Annotated in this window: 14 protein-coding genes and 1 pseudogene; 4 read left to right on the plus strand and 11 right to left on the minus strand. The window is 62.3% G+C overall.

Annotation, left to right across the window (positions count from 1 at the left end):
- Nucleotides 1–96: 96 nt before the first annotated feature.
- The 3 genes from AYR47_RS24895 to AYR47_RS24905 all read right to left on the minus strand — a co-directional run bounded on the left by AYR47_RS24895 (nucleotide 97) and on the right by AYR47_RS24905 (nucleotide 4,063).
- Complete coding sequence (locus AYR47_RS24895) at nucleotides 97–2,526, minus strand: TonB-dependent receptor (protein ID WP_061448857.1); 2,430 nt, start codon at nucleotides 2,524–2,526, stop codon at nucleotides 97–99.
- 89 nt (nucleotides 2,527–2,615) lie between these two features.
- Entirely contained in the window at nucleotides 2,616–3,569 is a 954-nt protein-coding gene (locus AYR47_RS24900; protein ID WP_061448858.1) for a FecR domain-containing protein, read from the minus strand.
- The gene (locus AYR47_RS24905) at nucleotides 3,566–4,063 is read right to left on the minus strand and encodes a sigma-70 family RNA polymerase sigma factor (protein WP_033896865.1); all 498 of its coding nucleotides are present in this window, start codon (nucleotides 4,061–4,063) and stop codon (nucleotides 3,566–3,568) included. The genes AYR47_RS24900 and AYR47_RS24905 overlap by 4 nt, the downstream gene beginning before the upstream one ends.
- Before the next feature lie 129 nt (nucleotides 4,064–4,192).
- On the opposite strand from AYR47_RS24905, the pseudogene AYR47_RS24910 reads away from it, so the two are divergent.
- A pseudogene (locus tag AYR47_RS24910) lies at nucleotides 4,193–5,348 on the plus strand (DUF1624 domain-containing protein).
- A 39-nt stretch (nucleotides 5,349–5,387) separates the two neighbouring features.
- Here the strand turns inward: AYR47_RS24910 and AYR47_RS24915 are convergent.
- Nucleotides 5,388–5,996 (minus strand): LysE family translocator, encoded by a 609-nt coding sequence (locus AYR47_RS24915; RefSeq protein WP_061448859.1) that lies wholly within the window; start codon nucleotides 5,994–5,996, stop codon nucleotides 5,388–5,390.
- Nucleotides 5,997–6,160: 164 nt separating this feature from the next.
- Between AYR47_RS24915 and AYR47_RS24920 the strand changes: the two genes are divergently transcribed.
- Nucleotides 6,161–6,532: a GFA family protein gene (locus AYR47_RS24920; protein ID WP_061449479.1), complete on the plus strand. Its 372-nt coding sequence runs from the start codon at nucleotides 6,161–6,163 to the stop codon at nucleotides 6,530–6,532.
- A 43-nt stretch (nucleotides 6,533–6,575) separates the two neighbouring features.
- Here AYR47_RS24920 and AYR47_RS24925 read toward each other — a convergent pair whose 3' ends face one another.
- The 7 genes from AYR47_RS24925 to AYR47_RS24955 are packed head-to-tail and all read right to left on the minus strand — an operon-like array spanning nucleotide 6,576 to nucleotide 13,391.
- The gene (locus tag AYR47_RS24925; RefSeq protein ID WP_033896705.1) at nucleotides 6,576–7,895 is read right to left on the minus strand and encodes an OprD family porin; all 1,320 of its coding nucleotides are present in this window, start codon (nucleotides 7,893–7,895) and stop codon (nucleotides 6,576–6,578) included.
- 7 nt (nucleotides 7,896–7,902) lie between these two features.
- Nucleotides 7,903–8,736, minus strand: coding sequence for a phosphodiesterase (locus AYR47_RS24930; RefSeq protein ID WP_033896706.1), 834 nt, complete (start codon nucleotides 8,734–8,736; stop codon nucleotides 7,903–7,905).
- A 9-nt stretch (nucleotides 8,737–8,745) separates the two neighbouring features.
- Complete coding sequence (locus tag AYR47_RS24935) at nucleotides 8,746–9,777, minus strand: ABC transporter ATP-binding protein (protein ID WP_033896707.1); 1,032 nt, start codon at nucleotides 9,775–9,777, stop codon at nucleotides 8,746–8,748.
- On the minus strand, nucleotides 9,774–10,568 hold the full coding sequence (locus AYR47_RS24940) for an ABC transporter permease (RefSeq protein ID WP_033896708.1): 795 nt from the start codon (nucleotides 10,566–10,568) through the stop codon (nucleotides 9,774–9,776). Before AYR47_RS24940 ends, AYR47_RS24935 begins: the two co-directional genes overlap by 4 nt.
- The gene (locus tag AYR47_RS24945; protein ID WP_033896709.1) at nucleotides 10,565–11,383 is read right to left on the minus strand and encodes an ABC transporter permease; all 819 of its coding nucleotides are present in this window, start codon (nucleotides 11,381–11,383) and stop codon (nucleotides 10,565–10,567) included. The genes AYR47_RS24940 and AYR47_RS24945 overlap by 4 nt, the downstream gene beginning before the upstream one ends.
- Entirely contained in the window at nucleotides 11,384–12,388 is a 1,005-nt protein-coding gene (locus AYR47_RS24950) for an ABC transporter substrate-binding protein (protein ID WP_033896710.1), read from the minus strand. It abuts the gene before it with no gap.
- A complete protein-coding gene (locus AYR47_RS24955; RefSeq protein ID WP_061448860.1) occupies nucleotides 12,372–13,391 on the minus strand; it encodes a LacI family DNA-binding transcriptional regulator in 1,020 nt (339 codons plus the stop codon). Before AYR47_RS24955 ends, AYR47_RS24950 begins: the two co-directional genes overlap by 17 nt.
- A gap of 255 nt (nucleotides 13,392–13,646) precedes the next feature.
- Between AYR47_RS24955 and AYR47_RS24960 the strand changes: the two genes are divergently transcribed.
- Nucleotides 13,647–14,744 carry a carboxynorspermidine decarboxylase gene (locus AYR47_RS24960; protein WP_028616547.1) on the plus strand — a complete coding sequence of 366 codons (1,098 nt, stop codon included), beginning with the start codon at nucleotides 13,647–13,649 and terminating at the stop codon, nucleotides 14,742–14,744.
- 28 nt (nucleotides 14,745–14,772) lie between these two features.
- Nucleotides 14,773–16,017 carry a saccharopine dehydrogenase family protein gene (locus AYR47_RS24965; RefSeq protein WP_033896713.1) on the plus strand — a complete coding sequence of 415 codons (1,245 nt, stop codon included), beginning with the start codon at nucleotides 14,773–14,775 and terminating at the stop codon, nucleotides 16,015–16,017.
- The last annotated feature ends 34 nt before the right edge of the window (nucleotides 16,018–16,051 follow it).

Genomic DNA, 16,051 nt, shown 5'->3' on the forward strand with positions numbered 1-16,051 from the left:
CTTCGACGGTAGCAGAAACCCGATATCAATTGTGGTGAGCGGGCTTGCCCGCTCACCACAACAAGCCCGTTAGCCAGATACAAGCGTGCTCACCGGTTAGAAGTCCACCGTGGCGGAGAGTTTGACCGTGCGCGGCTCACCCTGGGTCAGGTAGTTGTTGGCCGTCGACGCCGACGCCCAATACGCCTTGTTCGCCACGTTTTCGACGTTGGCGCGCAACGTGATGTACTTGTCATCGGCCTTGAAACCATAGCGAGCGCCGAGGTCGACACGGGTCCAGGCGGGGATGCTCAGGCTATTGGCCGCGTTGACGTACTCGCCACCGGTGCGCAGCATCCGCGCGTTGACGGCGGCGCCCTGGAGGCCGGGAATATTCCAGTCGGCGCCGACGTTGTACTGGAAACGTGGCACGCCAGCCGCGCGGTTACCGTCGTTGAGGCCGTTGGAGGTGTTCTTCAGTTCGGTGTTCATCCAGGTCGCACCGGCCAGCAGGCGCAGGCCGTCAACCGGCTCACCGAACACGTTCAATTCCACGCCTTTGTTGATCTGCTCGCCATCGACGCTGAAGGTATTAGTGCCATTGGGGTTGGTGTTGGTGGCGCTGCTGGGCTGCTCGATTCGGTAGACACCCAAGGTCGCGCCAAAACTGTCCCAATCCAGCTTGACCCCGGCTTCGGTCTGCTTGCTGCGGTTAGGCGCAAAGACCTCGCCAGGGTTGGTGACGTTGGTCAACGGCGCGGTCGGCCCTTGGGCCAGGCCTTCGATGCGGTTGGCGTAGAACGACACGTGCTCCCACGGCTTAACCACCAGGCCATACACCGGCGTGGTGATGCTCTCGGCATAGTTGGCGTTGCGCACGCCCGTGGTGGTGTTCCACGCGTCTACCTCAATGGTCTGGCGCCGCACGCCCAGGGTCAGCAGCACACGATCATCGATAAAGCCCAGGGTGTCGGACACTGCCGCACTTTTGATGCGGTTCTTGCCGACGATGCGCGGGTCGTGGATGTCGCTGCCGAAGTAAGTAACGGACGGACGTGGGATCTGGGTCGGGTTATAGAGGTTGCCCGGCCGGCGGTTGGCTTGCAGGATCGCTTCAAATGCCGAACGTTGCTCCCCCCAGATGCCGGACAAACCGAAGTTCACCTGATGGCTCACGGGGCCGGTATTGAAACGCCCGTTCAAGCCGGCCATGGCGCTCTTGTTGTCCTCGTCGTGGGGCGAGTACAAAAAGCCCACACGGCCACTGCCATCGTTGCCCACGTACAGCGACGAATACTGCCCGTTCTCCCGCGTGTGCTTGGCCCCGCCACCGACATAGGCGGTCCAGTTGTCATTCAAATCGTATTCGGCATTGAACATGCCATAGGTGTCTTCCAGCTCCGACCAGCTCCAGTCCTGGGCATAGTTGTGCTTGGCCGATGGCGCCTTCGGCACCTGTGTGCCATTGGGATAGACCACCGAGCGACCGCTGTTGATGCGCTCTTTCTGGTAGCCGAAGTCGGTGGACACGCGCAGGCGATCGCCCCGGTAATCCAGGGCGACGGCCACCAGTTGCGAGCTTTTGAATTCGTCCTCGATGGCCGTGTCGCCGCCATGCTTGGCCAGGTTGACCCGCACGCCGAAGCGGTTGTCTTCGCCAAACCGCTGGCCCAGGTCGAGGTGGCCGCCGCTCTGGCCATCGGTAGTGGTGTCGAGGCTGACGCTACGGGTTGGCACATCTTCGGCGCGCTTGGGCACCAGGTTGACGCTGCCGCCAATGCCGCTGCCGGCTGGCGATACACCGTTGACGAAGGCGTTGGGGCCTTTGAACAACTCGACCCGCTCCAGGGCTTCGGTGGTGATGATCTGCCGTGGCAGCACGCCGTACAGGCCGTTGAAGGCAATGTCATCGGTATTCAGCGGCAGGCCGCGAATGGTGAACACCTGGGAAAAGTTGCCGAAGCCCGCCGACTGGCGCACCGACGCATCATTGAGCAGCACATCCCCGACAGTGCGCGCCTGTTGGTCGGCGATGGTCTTGGCGGTGTAGCTGACCACGCTGAACGGCACGTCATTGATCGAGCGATTGCCCAACACGCCCAGGCGCGCCGATCGGGCGACCTGGCCACCGGCATAGGTATCCGCCTGCGCCCCACTCTCGCCGCTGATGGTGGTCGCGCCCAGTTGCACGGCGTCGCCCGTTGCTTCAGGCACCAAGGTGTAGCCATTGGCGCCGGTGCTTTGGAGTGCGTAGCCGCTGCCTTGCAGCAGTTGCATGAAGCCCGCCTGCGCGGTGAAGCTGCCCTGCAAACCGGCGCTTTGCTGGTCGTTGAGCAGCGTGGAATCAAATGACAACGGCACCCCGGACAACGCCGCGAATTGCGCCAACACATTGCCCAACGGCCCCGGCGCAAGGTGGTAGCTGCGTGTCGCGCTGCTCGACGGGGCGTCGGCTGCCACGGCGCTGTGCAGCGGCGCGATGGCAGCCAGGGCGACAGCCAGGCTCAAGGCCTTCAAGGGGCGGATCGGGTGCGGGGTGAAGGTCATGAGGGTTCCTGTCGACGCGGTGCAGAGTTGAGGGTTCTCCCCTACACCGGGCGACAACTGAAAAGGTATCAGCGAAACGGGAAAAAAATTCAGCGCGGTTCGATCGTCACCCAGTAGCCGGTCAAGCTGCTGACCTTGACCGGCAGGGTTTCCTGCAACAAGCGCAGGCTGGCGTCGGTGTCCCGCAAGGGGAACGCCCCGGACACGCTCAGCCCGGCGACGCTGTCGTGGCAGCGCAACACGCCGTGGCGGTAGCGTCCCAGCTCATCGAGCAAGTCCGCCAGGCGCATCTGCTGGGCCAGCAGCATGCCGTTTTCCCAGGTGGTGGCGCCGGCCTCCAGCGGCTGCACCGCGGCCACGCTGTCGCTACCGAATGCGCTCTGCTCGCCAGCCTTGAGGATCAGCCCACGACGGGCGTGCTGCGGCAGCATTTCCACCGCACCGTCGAGCACCGCCACGCGGCTGCTCTGCTCGTCCACCCGCACGCTGAAATGCGTGCCCAGGGCGCGGGCGGTGCCGTGGCGGGTCTGCACCACAAACGGACGATGGGTCGGCGCGGGGTCCTTGGCGGTGGTGATCATCACTTCACCCTGCAGCAACTCGAGACGCCGCAGTTGGTCGGTGAACGCGATATTCAATGAGCTGGCTGTGTTGATCAGCAGGCGTGTGCCATCCGGCAAAGTGAGGTTGCGTTGCTCGCCAACGGCGGTGTGCTGGTCGGCGGTCCACGGTTGCCACGGTTTTTGCCGGTAGGCCAGCCAGGTCGCAGGGCCCGCCAGCAGCAACAGGCCAAGCGCCTGGCGGCGGCCGAGGGATTTTTTGCGGCCGATACGCTTGAGGGTGTCGCCCGCAATCGCCGCCGGCACGCTGTTGAAATCCCCCAGAATCGCCTGCACCCGTTGCCAGGCCTGGGCGTGCTGGGCGCTGCGGCCTTGCCATTGGGCGATGGCGCGACGGTCTTCGTCGGTGGCGCTGCCGGACTGCAACTGCACCATCCAGTCGGCGGCCTCCCCGAGGATCAGCGGGTCGATGGACGGGTTCATGCCACGCTCAGGCACGCAAGGAACGCATCGCGCATGTAGCGTTTGACCGAAACCAGCGACACCTTCAATTCGTCGGCGATCTGCTGATAGGTCAAGCCGTCGAGCTGTGACATCAGGAAGGCCTGGCGGGTCTTTTCCGGCAAATCCCGCAACATGGCTTCGATGCGGTACAACGCCTCGAGGATCAGCCAGCGGGTTTCCGGCGACGGCACTGCCTGCTCGGGCAGGTGCGCGATAGTTTCCAGGTAGGCGCGTTCGACTTCCTGGCGACGCCAGCTGTCGATCATCAGGCCCTTGGCAATATGGGTGAGCAACGCGCGCGGCTCGCTGCCGAAACCGGCACTGTGTTGGCGGGTGAGCAGGCGCATGAAGGTGTCGTGGGCCAGGTCGGCCGCATCGTTGGCATTGCCCAGCTTGCGGTCGAGCCAGCGGTACAGCCAACCATGATGTTCGCAGTACAACGCCTGGACAGGCAGATGGAGCGAAGACGACATGCCGATCACCCGAACCCGGTAGTAATTAAGAATTGATCGCATTCTAATCTGGGCAACGAATCGCGGCAACGCGTTAATTAATGTTATAGGATAACAACCCATTTTCGCCCTGCCCTGTGATCCTCGCCCATGACCGATGCTGTTCCCCTGCGCCAACGCCTGCTCTCCATCGATGCCCTGCGCGGCCTGGTGATCCTGTTCATGTTGCTGGACCATGTGCGCGAAACCTTCCTGCTGCACCGTCAGGTCAGCGATCCGATGACTATCGACAGCACCGAGCCCGCGCTGTTTTTCAGCCGCACCCTCGCCCACCTGTGCGCGCCAGTGTTTGTGTTGCTCACGGGCTTGTCGGCGTGGCTGTACGGCCAGAAATATCAGGGCCGGCGCGATGTGTCGGCGTTCCTGTTCAAGCGTGGGCTGTTCCTGGTGGTACTGGAGTTCACCCTGGTCAACTTCGCCTGGACCTTTCAGCTGCCGCCCAGCGTGATCTATATGCAAGTGATCTGGGCGATTGGCGTGAGCATGATCACCCTCGCGGCGCTGGTGTGGTTGCCGCGTTCGCTGCTGATCGTGTTGGCCGTGGTGATCATTGCCGGGCACAACCTGCTGGACGGGCTGCACTTCGACGCGGGTTCGGCACTGCACATTCCGTGGGCAATCCTGCATGAGCGCAGCTGGATCGAAGTGGGCGACTCGCTGCGCCTGCGCATCACCTATCCGGTGCTGCCGTGGATCGGTGTGATTGCCCTGGGCTACAGCCTCGGCCCGTGGTTTGCCCAAGGCATGCCGCCGGCGCTGCGTCAGCGTTACCTGTTGCTCGGCGGTATGAGTGCATTGATAGGGTTCGTGGTGTTGCGAGCAGCCAACGGGTATGGCGAAAAACCCTGGCAAGCCTATGACAATGGCGTGCAGACCCTGATGAGCTTTTTCAACATCACCAAGTACCCGCCTTCGTTGTTGTTTCTGGCACTGACGCTGGGGATCGGCTTGCTGCTGTTGCTGGCGTTCGAGAAAGCGGGAAGCAAGCGTTGGATCGGGCCTGCTCGCCACCTTCGGTGCAGCGCCGATGTTCTTCTACCTGCTGCACCTGTACGTGCTGAAAATCCTCTACGTCGCGTGTGTGGCGCTGTTCGGCCTGAATCACGGCAACTACTTCGGCGTCGACGGCGTGGGCGCCATTTGGCTGGTGGCGCTGCTGCTGCCGCTGGCGCTGTATCCGCCGGTACGTTGGTTTGCCGGGCTCAAGACGCGACGCCGCGACCTGGCCTGGCTCAAGTACCTGTAGAAGCTCGATCTATGCGTGAGTCGAGGTGACAAGCTCCACTCATGCGGCGACCAGGTGCACATAGAACGCGTGAAACATGAAATACGCACACACCGCCAGCGCCAGGCCCATGCAGCGGTTGAACACGGTAAACGCCGACGTCCCGTTGATCCGCCGCCCCAGCAATGCGCCGAGCAACGCATAGAGCCACGGCGCACCCAACGCGCCAAAGGCCAGCAACGCCGACACCAGCGCAATCGACACCCCAGTGATATGCGCCGCCGGCAGCATGACGCTGGTGATCGGCAGCACCGCCATGATGCCCTTGGGGTTGAGCAACTGGATCACCAGGCCGTTCCAGAACGTGAGCGTCTTGGCCGGTGCGGTAGAGACTTTTTCATCGACCACCGTGCGCGCGGTGAACACCTGATAAGCCAGGTACAAGGTGTACACGCCGCCAATCAACGAAATATAGGGCAAGGCTGCCTGGGAAATGATCGCCTCGCCGGTGTAGCCGAACAGCACGAACAACACCAGCATCGCGCAGCCCACGCCGATGAAAAACCCGGTGGAGCGCCTGAACTGGCCGGTGAGCCCGGCGTTGAGGCCCATGAAGTTCACGGGGCCGGGGCTGTACATGACGCTGAAGGCGTAGAGGAAGATGTCCATGGAAAACCTGCAGTAGAGGGAGTGCGGCGAGTCTACTGAGGGGGGTTGGGGGGATTCTTGTACGTTTGTGGTGGGGCTGGATGGGGATGCTGCGCATCCCAGCGGGAGCAAGCTCCCTCGCCACAGGTATAGTGTTTGTCGAACTCTTCGGGATAAAACCAGACATGGATGCAATCAATCAAGGCAGTTGCCTCTGCGGTGCAGTCACTTATCAAGTCGCGACACCGCTCAAGGCCGCCACCCACTGCCACTGCAAAAAATGCCAGAAAGGCCATGGCGCTGCGTTCGCGACGTATGCCAGCGCGCGCCGATCAGACGTGACGATCCAGGCTGTGCGTGACACGCTGAAAGGCTATGAATCTTCGCCAGGTATCACCCGTCAATTCTGCTCAGAATGCGGTTCATCGCTGTTCTGGAGCGACGCTAAAGGAAAGTATCCAGAGTGGATTTCGATTGCGCTGGGCACGCTCGACACTCCTTTTACCGCACAAGCTCAGGCACACAGCTGTGTCGAGTCCAGGGTCGCCTGGCTGTAGGAGCGACTTGGTCGCCCCTACAGATATAGTCGGCGTTTGCGGACTACATCAACGGAATCGAGTAGTTCACAAACACCCGATTCTGGTCCTGGTCCCGCGCCACTTCACTGCGCGACACGCCGTTGCGCCAGCCGAACCCGACGTTCTTGAACGTGCCGCTCTGCACCACGTAATCCAGCGAGATATCGCGCTCCCACTCGCTGGCGTCGTTGCCGCTGGCGGTGAGGATGTGGTCGCCCTTCAAGTACATCACCGAGGCCTTTAACCCCGGCACACCGAGTGACGCGAAGTCGTAGGCGTATTGCGCAAAGGCAGTGCGCTCGCCGGCCTGGATAAAGGTTTGCACGGTACGGTCGGTGTAGAGGTACAGGCTGGAACCGCCCTCCCCTTTGTTCACCAGGCCGCCCTGGTTGAGTTGGGCGAAGTTGCTGTCGTCCGAGACTTGCTGGTAGCCGGCGGTGATCGCGTGCGGGCCCAGGGAGTAGATGAACGCCGCGCTCCAGGTGTTGTTGTCGATTTCACCGGTGCCATTCTTGGTGTAGCCGCCGAGCTTGTAACCTTCGGCACGGCCAGAAGCGCTGCTGTTCTTGCCGTCGGAGGTGGTCTTGAAGTAGCGCAGGTCGGTTTTCAAGGAGCCGTAGTCGCCCAGCGGCAATACGTGGATCAGCCCGGCGAAGTGCTGTTGATAATAGTCTTCGAGGTTGGCGTAGTAGTACTGGACCATCAGGTCCTTGGTCACCTGGTAATCGGCACCGGCGTAGTTGAATTTGTTGCTTTCCTGGGTGCCGCCCGCCGCCGCCAGGCCGCTGCGGTCGCTGGAGCCACGGCCGGTGGTGTGTTGCAGTTGGCCGCCGATCAGGGTCAGGTTGTCGATGTCCTTGCTGGTGATTTGCCCACCTTCGAACGACTGCGGCAACAGGCGGCCGTCGTTACTCACCAGGATCGGCAGGTTCGGCCGCAGGTAGCCGTAGCGCAGTTCGCTCTTGGCAAAACGCGCCTTGGCCGTGGCGCCGCCACGGGCCCAGTTGTCGGTGGCCTTGCCGTCGTCGTTGGGGATCATCGAGCTGCCCACGTGGCGGCCGGCGCCGCTGTCCAGGGTGATGCCGAGCATGCCGATGGCGTCGAGACCAAAACCGACGGTGCCGTCGGTGAAGCCCGACTGGTAGTTGAGGATAAACGCCTGGCCCCACTCCTCGGTCTTCGACGGTGCGGCGGCGCCGTCACGGTTGTCGTTGTTGAAGTAGAAGTTGCGCATACTCAAGTTGGCTTTACTGTCGCTCAAGAAATCAGCCGACGCCAAAGGGCTGAGGGCAACGCCCAGGCCGCCGGTCAACACGCTTAACACATTCAAAGTGGCTTTCATCACAACCTCAGTCAATTAACCCATGAGCGTCATAAAACGGATACGGCCCCGGGTACTCCCCGAATACGCCGTTGTGGCTGATCAAACCCTGTTGCGCCTCCCAGCGATGCAACAGATAGCCCGCCGGCTCCAGGTTGAAATGCGCGGGCGCCGCTTCTTGTAGGTCCAACACGATCTGGTGCGAGGTGCCGGGGCATACACAACTCAGGCTGCCGCCGAAACGGCGCTGCATCGGCCGGTGCAAATGCCCGCACAGCAGGCGCTCGACTTGCGGATGACGGGCGACGACCTGCTCCAGCGCCGCCGCATTGATGAAGGGCTCGCGGTCCATATGGCCGATGCCGCTGATAAACGGCGGGTGATGCAAAATCAGCAAGGTCGGCGCCTGCGGACGCAGCGACAATTGCGCGTCCAGCCAGTGCAATTGGCTGTCGAGCAACTGGCCGCCGTGGCCGCCGGGGATGGTGGAGTCGAGGCCGATCAGGCGCAGCGGATGCTCGTCCACCACCCAGTCCAATGGGCCCTCTGCGGACACAGGCAAATACGCGTGATCCCGGAACGCCTCCAGCAGCGGCCCGCGCGTGTCGTGGTTGCCGGGTACCAGGTAGCACGGCATGTGCAAACGGGCGAGTTCGGGGTGCAGCACGGCGTATTCATCGGCGCGGCCGAAGTCCACCAGGTCACCGCTGATCACCACGATATCGGGGCGTGGGTAACTGGCGTTGAGGTGGTCGACGGCGCGGCGCAGTGCGCCCAAGGTATCGACCACCCCATAAGTGAGGCGCTGGCCGGCTTTAAGGTGCAGGTCGCTGATCTGCGCGACAAGAAACGGACGATTCACAGTAGATTCTCAAGCATTCAGGGTGAACAACATGTGCGGCGCAATCGCCAGGGCGATTGGCGCGCCGACGGCGTACAGCTGGTTGTCGCTGCTGTCGACCAGCAGCGGTTGCTGGCCGCCCACATCCACCAGCAGGCGGCTTTGTGCGCCCTGGAAAAACTGCGCCAACAGACGGCCGTGCAGGTGCCCTTCTCCCTCCATCACCTTCAGGTGCTCCGGGCGGCAATAGACCGTGCTGGGCCGCTCGGCGGCCTGCCACGGCAACTCGCCGCCGTGGACTTTCAAGCCATGGGCCGACAGCTCGATTACCTCGAAGGCATTGAGGTTGCCGACGAAGCCCGCGACGAAGGCGTTGGCAGGTTTCTGGTAGATGTCACGCGGGCTGGCCAGTTGCGCGACACGGCCGTGCTCCATGACCAGGATGCGGTCGCCCAGGGCCATGGCTTCGCCCTGGTCGTGGGTGACGAACACCGAGGTGATGCCGAGGCCGCGCAGCAGGTCATTCAGTTCGCTGCGCAGGCGTTCGCGCAATTGCGCGTCGAGGGCCGCCAGGGGTTCGTCCAGCAACAGCACTTTCGGACGCGGCGCCAAGGCACGGGCCAATGCCACGCGCTGGCGCTGGCCGCCGGAGAGTTCGTGGATGCTGCGCTTGCCGTGATGCTGCAAGCCCACCAGCTCCAGCAACTCGTCGCAGCGCTTGTTGCGTTCAGGCACCGACATCCCGCGAATCTTCAAGCCGTAGACGATATTTCCCGCCACATCCAGGTTGGGAAACAGCGCGTAGTTCTGGAACACCATGCCCACGTCGCGGCGCTCGATGGGCAGGCGCGTCACGTCCTGGTCACCGAACAACACCTGGCCCACATCCGGGCGCTCCAGGCCGGCGATCAGGCGCAAGGTGGTGGTCTTGCCACAGCCGGACGGCCCGAGAATCGCCAGGGTTTCGCCGCCCTCGACGGTCAGGTTCAAGTCATGCACGGCCACGGTGCCGTCGGCGAACGCCTTGCGACAGCCTTGCAGGCGGATAGTGATAGCGGTCATCGACGCTCTCCACGGGACAAACGGGCACTGATGGCCTGCAACGCAATCAGCAGCGGCACGATCATCAGCAAAAAGATAAGGGTGTAGGCGCTGGCGATCTCCAGGCGCGCCGAGGCGTAGCTGTCGGCCAGGCCCACGGGCAGGGTCTTGGTCATGGGGGTGTGAAGCATCCAGGTCAGGTTGAATTCACCCAGGGACAAGGTCACCACCATCAGCACGCCGGCCAGGATTCCCGCGCGGCAGTTAGGCACCACCACACTGAAAAAGCGCTTGATCGGACCGGCGCCCAAGCTGGCCGCCGCCTCTTCCAGCACCGGCAGTTGCTGGCGTTGCATCACCGCCATCACCGGGCGTACCAGGAATGGCAAGGTGAACAGCACATGCCCGACCAGGATGAACAGCCAACTGCTGCGAAAGCTGCCGAACTGGCCGTAGGTGAGCAGCAACGCCAACGCACTGGCCAACCCCGGCATCGCCACGGGCAGCACCATCAACTCTTCGAAGGCGCGGCTGAAGCGGTTGTTCATCCGCACCAGGGCGTAGGCGGCCGGCACGCCAATCACGCAGACACACACCGCGCAGGCCAGCGCCAATTGCAGCGACAACCACACAGTCGGCGAATAGGCCTGCCACACCTGGATCAACCAATCGAAGGTCAAGCCACTGGACAGACCGACGAAGAAGTTGCGGGTCAAACCCGCCAGCAACGACATCACCACCGGCACCAACATGAAGGCGCACACCAGCAGGGTAAACAGCAGTTGCAGCACAAACAGCGATGAACGTTTCACAGCACAGTCCCCGCGTTTTTCACCAGGCGCCGGGTCAGCAGCAACACCGCCCAGGTCACCCCGCCCAGCACCACCGACAGCGCAGCGGCGACGGCAAAGTTGGCGTAGTTGGTGAATACGTTGTAGATCGCCACCGGGGTGACATTCAGTCGCGTGCCCAAGGTAAACGCCGTGCCGAAGGCGCCCATGGACGTGGCAAAACAGATCGCCCCGCAGGACGCCAACGCGGGTGCCAGGCCCGGCACGATCACGTCACACACCACGCGCCAATGCCCGGCACCCAGGGAGTGCGCGGCTTCTTCCAGGCTGCGATCAAGGCTCTCGCACGCGGCCATCACCGTGAGGATCACCCGTGGAATCGAGAAGTACAGGTAGCCCACGAACAGCCCCGCCAGCGAGTAGGCAAAGATCCAGCGCTCGCCAGCCAGTTGCAGGCCCAGTGAGGCCAGCAGGCCTTGGCGACCGGCCAGCAGAATCACCAGAAAGCCCACCACCACACCGGGAAAGGCCAACGGAAAGGTGAGCAACGCCACCAGCGCCGAGCGCCCGAAAAACTGGTGCCGGGCGAGGAACACGCCGCTGATGCCGCCGATCACCAGCGCCACCAGCGTCACCACCACGGCCAGCACCAGCGTTTGCCCAAGGCTACCCAGGTACTGCGCGCTGCTGAGCACCTGCCAGTAACCGCTGCCGTTGCTGTCGCGACTCTCGGCGCCGAGCACCATCAAGTGCGCCAGCGGCAGCAGCCAAAAGGCGAGCAGCACCGCAAAGGCCGGGGCCAGTGCCCAGGCGGCATGTTTTGCCGATGCTGCCACTTACTTGACCTCGTTCAGGTAACGGGCGGCGAAGGCTTCCTGCACAGCGGCCATTTTTTCGTAGTCCACCACCCCGGCGCGGGCGTAGTCGCTGTCAGGCAGAAACTGGGCGGCCACGTCAGCCGGCATTTTCATTGGGCGCACCGGGCGCAGGTAGGCCTTGGCCCAGAGTGCCTGGCCTTCGTCCGACAGCACGAAGTCGAGGACCTTTTGCGCATTGGCGCGGTGCGGTGCGTTGGCCACCAGGCTCATCACGTAGGGCACGCTGATGCTGCCTTCCTTCGGGATCACGAAGGCGACGTTGGCCTTATCTTTGTAGCGCGCGCGGTAGGCGTTGAAGTCGTAGTCCACCAGGATCGGCAACTCACCGGACAGCACCCGCGCATAGGCGGTTTGCTTGGGCACGATGGGCGCGTTCTTCGCCAACTTCTGGAAGTAGTCGATGGCCGGTGCGAAGTTGTCCAGGTCGCCGCCCAGGGCGCGGTTGATCGCCACGGCCGACACGTAGCCGACGAAGGCGCTGGACGGGTCGAGGTAACCGACCATGCCTTTGTATTCCGGCTTGAGCAGGTCGGCCCAGCTTTGCGGCACCGGCAAACCACCCAGCGCATCAACATTGACCATGATGCCCAAGGTACCGGAGTGGATCGCGAACCAATGGCCGGCCGGATCTTTCAAGCCAGCGGGAATCTGCTCCCAGGCCTTGGGTTTATAGGTGTCGACCACCTCGGCTTTTTGTGCCTGCAGGCCGAAGGTCACGCCGTAGTACACGACGTCGGCCACCGGCGCGGCTTTTTCCGCCACCAACTGCGCCAGGGACTGGCCGGAGTTCTTGTTGTCCAGCGGTACTTGCACGCCGGTGCTGGCGGCGATGGCCTTGAGCTGGGTGCCCCAGTCGGCCCAGTCCGGCGGGCAGTTGTAGCAGATCGCGGTTTCGGCGGCCTGGGCCAGGCTGGCCGCACCGCACAGCAGCACGGCTGCCAGGGTTTTACTGAGTGCGCGCATCAAGGGTTTCCTCGTGGGGTTGAGTACTGTCGCCCGGCCGGATATGGCAAGGCAGGCAATGGGACGTCGGGGCGTTGCCGGCGATCTGCGCCAGCAGTTGGTCAATCACGGTGCTGGCCAGCAAGGCGATGGGCTGCACCACGCTGCACAGGGTCGGGTGCATCTGGGTGCCGAGGCTGATGCCGTCGAAGCCCATCACCGACAATTGCTCGGGCACGTTCCAGGCGTTGCGACGCAGTTCGGCGATCAGGCTGATCGCCAGGAAATCGTTGGAGCACACCAATGCAGTCGGGGCCTTGTCGCCTCGCAAAAAGGGTTCGATAGCGGCGAATTCGGCTTGGGTGTGGGCCGGCATTTCGATCACCGCGCGGGGTTCCAGGCTGTATTCGCGCATGGCGTCGCAATAACCGGCGTAGCGCAGACGGGCACGGTCGGATTGCAACGCAGGACCGGCGACCATGCCGATGCGCCGATGCCCGGCTTCCAGCAGGTAACGCGTGGCCAGCGCCATGCCTGCGCGGTTGTCCACCGACACGGCGCTGTAGTTGGGATTGCTCGGTTGGTGATAAGCCAGCACGAACGGGGTTTGCTCGGTGTTCAAGCTGCTGAGCACGCTGTTGCTCTCGGCATCGGTGACCGTCAGCACCAGGCCATCGACGCGCTGGCGCAACAGTTCTTCCACCACGATGCATTCGCGCTCGCTGCTGTAATCGGTGGTCGCCAGCAACAGGCTGTAGCCGCGCGCCCGAGCGGCGCGCTCCATGGCCTGGAACTGTTCGGCAAACACCGGGTTGAGCAGGTTGGGCACCACTACGCCGATCAACTGGGTGGTTTGCAGGCGCAGCTGGCGGCCCAGCAGATTGGGGCGAAAACCCAACTCACGGGCGGCGGCGAACACTTGCTCACGGGTGGTCGGGCGCACCTGGTCGGGGGAAGCAAAAGTGCGGGCGGCGGTGGCGCGGGATACGCCCGCCAGCCGGGCTACGTCTTTCAGGTCAGTCATTGTCACTCGCTTGAGATCGATCTCATTGGCGAGGACAGTAGCGGGGGAATGTGGCAGTTCGGCGGTAAGGAGATGACAGTTTGATGGCACCTGGCTTGCTACCCATTGATCCGGGGTATGCCCATAGATGGTCATACTCAGCGGGTATCATTGAAACCCAGGGCAGCAAAATCCGCCCACTAACCTTTCGATTCGATCCAAGTGCGGGCACAATGCGTGTCCTTTTTTGGCAGGCACCGCCGCAGGCTCTCAAAAATGATCAAAACGCCGTACTACCTCATCGATAAACAGAAGCTTCTGGTCAACATGCAGAAGATTGCTTACGTGCGCGAGCAGTCCGGCGCCAAGGCGTTGCTGGCGCTCAAGTGCTTTGCCACCTGGTCGGTGTTCGACCTGATGCAGCAATACATGGACGGCACCACCTCGTCGTCGTTGTATGAGCTCAAGCTCGGTCGCCAGAAGTTCGAAGGCGAGGCACACGCCTACAGCGTGGCCTGGGCCGACGATGAAATCGAAGAGATGCTGGACAACTGCGACAAGATCATCTTCAACTCGATCAGCCAGCTGCAACGCTTTGCCGAACGTTCCGAAGGCAAGACCCGTGGCCTGCGCGTCAACCCGCAGGTGAGCAGCTCCGACTACCTGCTGGCCGACCCGGCGCGCCCGTTCAGCCGCTTGGGCGAATGGGACCCGGTGAAGATCGAAGGCGTGATCGAGCAGATCTCCGGCTTCATGTTCCACAACAACTGCGAGAACGGCGATTTCAGCCTGTTCGACAAGATGCTCGGCACCATCGAAGAACGCTTCGGCGCGCTGCTGCACAAGGTCGAGTGGGTCAGCCTCGGCGGCGGCATCCACTTCACCGGTGAAGACTATGCGGTGGACGCGTTCTGCGCACGCCTGAAGGCGTTCTCCGAAAAGTACGGCGTGCAGGTGTACCTGGAACCCGGCGAAGCGGCGATCACCAATAGCGCCTCCCTGGAAGTCACCGTGCTCGACACCCTCTACAACGGCAAGCACCTCGCCGTGGTAGACAGCTCCATCGAAGCCCACCTGCTGGACCTGCTGATCTATCGCCTCAACGCCAAGCTGGCGCCAAGCGACGGTGAACACACCTTCATGGTGTGCGGCAAATCCTGCCTGGCCGGGGATATCTTCGGCGAGTATCAATTTGATCGTCCGCTGGCCATCGGCGATCGGCTGTCGTTCATCGACACCGCAGGCTACACCATGGTCAAGAAAAACTGGTTCAACGGCCTGAAAATGCCGTCCATCGTAGTGAAACAACTCGACGGTACAGTCGAGGTGGTTCGTGAATTTGGTTACGACGACTACCTGTCCAGCCTTTCGTAAGCTGGCGGATAAAGGAGAGATAAAGCAATTGAAAAAGAACGTTCTTATCATTGGTGCAGGAGGTGTCGCCAAGGTGGTGGCCCACAAGTGCGCGCAGCACAACGACGAACTCGGTCGTATTGCTATCGCGTCGCGCAACATCTCCAAATGCCAGGCCATCATCGACAGCGTCAAGGCCAAGGGTAGCCTCAAGGTTCCCGCCGACATCCAAGCCTTCGCGCTGAACGCCCTGGACGTGGAAGCGACCAAGGCCCTGATCCGCGAGACCGACTCGCAGATCGTTATCAACGTAGGTTCCGCGTTCCTCAACATGTCGGTGCTGCGCGCCTGCATCGATACGGGCGTTGCCTACCTCGACACCGCCATCCACGAAGAGCCGGGCAAGGTCTGCGAGACCCCGCCGTGGTACGGCAACTACGAATGGAACCACCTGGAAGAGTGCAAACAGAAGAACATCACCGCCATCCTTGGCGTGGGCTTCGACCCGGGTGTCGTCAACGCGTACGCCGCGCTGGCGCAGCAACAGCATTTCGACCGTATTGATTCGATCGACATCCTCGACGTCAATGCCGGCTCCCATGGCAAATACTTCGCCACCAACTTCGACCCGGAAATCAACTTCCGCGAGTTCACCGGACAGGTGTGGAGCTGGCAGAACAGCCAGTGGACCAGCAACACCATGTTCGAAGTCAAACGCACCGACGACCTGCCGGTCGTCGGTTCGCAGAACCTCTACCTCACCGGCCACGATGAAGTGCACTCGCTGTCGAAAAACCTCGACGTGCCCAACGTGCGTTTCTGGATGAGCTTCGGCGAACACTACATCAACGTGTTCACCGTGCTGAAAAACCTCGGCCTGCTCTCCGAAAAGCCGGTCACCACCGCCGAAGGCCTGGAAGTCGTGCCGTTGAAACTGGTCAAGGCCGTGCTGCCCGACCCGTCTTCGCTCGCCCCCGGCTACACCGGCAAGACCTGCATCGGTGACCTGGTCAAAGGCACCAAAAATGGCCAGCCCCACGAGATGTTCATCTACAACGTGGCCTGCCATGAAGAAGCCTTTGCCGAAACCGACAGCCAGGGCATCTCCTACACCGCAGGCGTGCCACCAGTGGCCGCTGCGCTGCTGGTTGCCCGTGGCGAATGGGATGTGAAGCACATGGCCAACGTCGAGGAACTGCCGGCCGAGCCGTTCCTGAAAGCGCTGGATGTGATGGGGTTGCCGACTCGGATCAAAGACGAGAACGGTGATCGGGCTTGGGATGCGATTGCCTGATCGTAATCGTTAACCAAAAAAAGCGCCCTCCAGG

Source organism: Pseudomonas azotoformans (assembly GCF_001579805.1).
Taxonomy (GTDB): domain Bacteria; phylum Pseudomonadota; class Gammaproteobacteria; order Pseudomonadales; family Pseudomonadaceae; genus Aquipseudomonas; species Aquipseudomonas azotoformans_A.

Excerpts from the sequence above, each read along its gene's own strand:
- AYR47_RS24955 (WP_061448860.1), bottom strand. The coding sequence starts at position 13,391 with ATGACTGACCTGAAAGACGTAGCCCGGCTGGCGGGCGTATCCCGCGCC.
- AYR47_RS24950 (WP_033896710.1), bottom strand. The coding sequence starts at position 12,388 with ATGCGCGCACTCAGTAAAACCCTGGCAGCCGTGCTGCTGTGCGGTGCG.
- AYR47_RS24935 (WP_033896707.1), bottom strand. The coding sequence starts at position 9,777 with ATGACCGCTATCACTATCCGCCTGCAAGGCTGTCGCAAGGCGTTCGCC.
- AYR47_RS24905 (WP_033896865.1), bottom strand. The coding sequence starts at position 4,063 with ATGTCGTCTTCGCTCCATCTGCCTGTCCAGGCGTTGTACTGCGAACAT.
- AYR47_RS24920 (WP_061449479.1), top strand. The coding sequence starts at position 6,161 with ATGGATGCAATCAATCAAGGCAGTTGCCTCTGCGGTGCAGTCACTTAT.
- AYR47_RS24900 (WP_061448858.1), bottom strand. The coding sequence starts at position 3,569 with ATGAACCCGTCCATCGACCCGCTGATCCTCGGGGAGGCCGCCGACTGG.
- AYR47_RS24960 (WP_028616547.1), top strand. The coding sequence starts at position 13,647 with ATGATCAAAACGCCGTACTACCTCATCGATAAACAGAAGCTTCTGGTC.
- AYR47_RS24915 (WP_061448859.1), bottom strand. The coding sequence starts at position 5,996 with ATGGACATCTTCCTCTACGCCTTCAGCGTCATGTACAGCCCCGGCCCC.
- AYR47_RS24895 (WP_061448857.1), bottom strand. The coding sequence starts at position 2,526 with ATGACCTTCACCCCGCACCCGATCCGCCCCTTGAAGGCCTTGAGCCTG.
- AYR47_RS24925 (WP_033896705.1), bottom strand. The coding sequence starts at position 7,895 with ATGAAAGCCACTTTGAATGTGTTAAGCGTGTTGACCGGCGGCCTGGGC.